This window comes from Leisingera sp. F5 (assembly GCF_001593695.1).
On record NZ_LUKH01000807.1, the window covers coordinates 1 to 1,653 of the forward strand.

The following is a 1,653-nucleotide window of genomic DNA, read 5'->3' on the forward strand; positions in this document are numbered from 1 at the left end:
GAACAGACCCTTGTCCGGTCCTTCGGCAGCGTTCACCAGCACCGGCGCATTAGTATAGCGGCTGAGGTAATCCAGGTCGATCTTGCCGGCCTTCATCAGCACATGGATCATCGACAGGATGAACAGCCCGTCGGTGCCCGGCGTGATACCGACCCATTCATCTGCAATCGCGTTATAGCCGGAGCGGATCGGATTGACGCCGATCACCCGCGCGCCGCGCTTTTTGATCTTGCCCAGCCCCATCTTGATCGGGTTGGAATCGTGATCCTCGGCCACGCCAAACAGCATGAACAGCTTGGTGTGGTCCCAGTCGGGCTGGCCGAACTCCCAGAACGCGCCGCCCATGGTGTAGATACCGGCCGTGGCCATGTTGACCGAGCAGAAACCGCCATGCGCCGCATAGTTCGGGGTGCCGAAGCTTTGCGCCCAGAAGCTGGTGAAGCTTTGCGACTGGTCACGTCCGGTGAAAAACGCCAGCTGCTCGGGCGCCTCGTGGCGGACCGGCTCCAGCCAGCCCACTGCAATCGCCAGTGCTTCGTCCCAGGAGATTTCCTTGTACTGGCCGGAGCCGCGCGGGCCGGTGCGTATCATCGGCGCCTTCAAGCGTGACGGCGCGTTGACCTGCATGATGCCGGCCGACCCTTTGGCGCAGAGCACGCCTTTGTTCACCGGGTGGTCGCGGTTGCCTTCAATGTACGCAACCTTGCCGTCTTTCATATGCACATTGATGCCGCAGCGGCAGGCGCACATGTAACAGGTGGTTTGCCGGATCTCGTCCGAGACCTTGGGCGACGTGTTCAGGATTGGCTGCTGATGGGTCATGGGCGGGTCCTGTTGGGTGTTTCGGGCGACCGTATGACGGAAAGCCTCAATTTGGGAATAGTGTTCTGCAAGGGTTCGGATTTTTGGGAGGATGGTTCAAATATCCGGACCTGATGCGCCTGCGGCCTGCAGGATGGTGACGGCGATGATCTGGGTGACATCTTCGGCGCTGCAGCCGCGCGACAGGTCGTTGGCGGGTTTGGCCAGCCCCTGCAGCACCGGTCCGATGGCGGAATAACCACCCAGCCGCTGGGTGATCTTATAGCCGATATTGCCTGCATCCAGATTGGGGAAGATCATCACATTGGCCTGGCCCGCAACCCTGGAGCCGGGCGATTTCCGTTCTCCGATCGCGGGCACAAAGGCGGCGTCGAACTGCAGTTCGCCATCGGCCTGCAGATCAGGGTGCGCGTCCTGGAACAGGCGGAGGGCCTCGGTTACCTTGTCCACGGCCGGATGCTTGGCGCTGCCCTTAGTGGAGAAGCTGAGGAATGCCAGTTTCGGATCCGCCCGCAGCAGCGCTTGCGCGGATCGGGCCGAAGCTGCAGCGATCGAGACCATCTCGGCCGGTTTCGGATCAATCACCAGGCCGCAATCGGAATAGAGCATCGCGCGGGCGCCATCCGGGGCGCCATCAGGCGGGTACATCAGGAAAAAGGAGGACACCATGCCGGCATCCGGCGCCATGCCGATTACCTGAATGGCGCTGCGCACCACGTCGCCGGTGGTGTGAACCGCGCCGCCGACGGTGCCGGTGGCATGGCCCAGACGCACCAGCATGGCGGCATAGGCCAGCGGAGTTTCAGCGGCTGCGCGGGCGGCGGCCTCATC

Annotated in this window: 2 protein-coding genes; both read right to left on the reverse strand. The window is 62.7% G+C overall.

The features are described from left to right. Positions 1–822: molybdopterin-dependent oxidoreductase (locus tag A2I95_RS36210; RefSeq protein WP_291737343.1), on the reverse strand; the 822-nt coding region annotated here is incomplete at its 3' end. Positions 823–918: 96 nt separating this feature from the next. Beyond that, on the reverse strand, positions 919–1,653 hold a 735-nt coding region (locus A2I95_RS36215), incomplete at its 5' end, for a phosphotransacetylase (protein ID WP_291737344.1).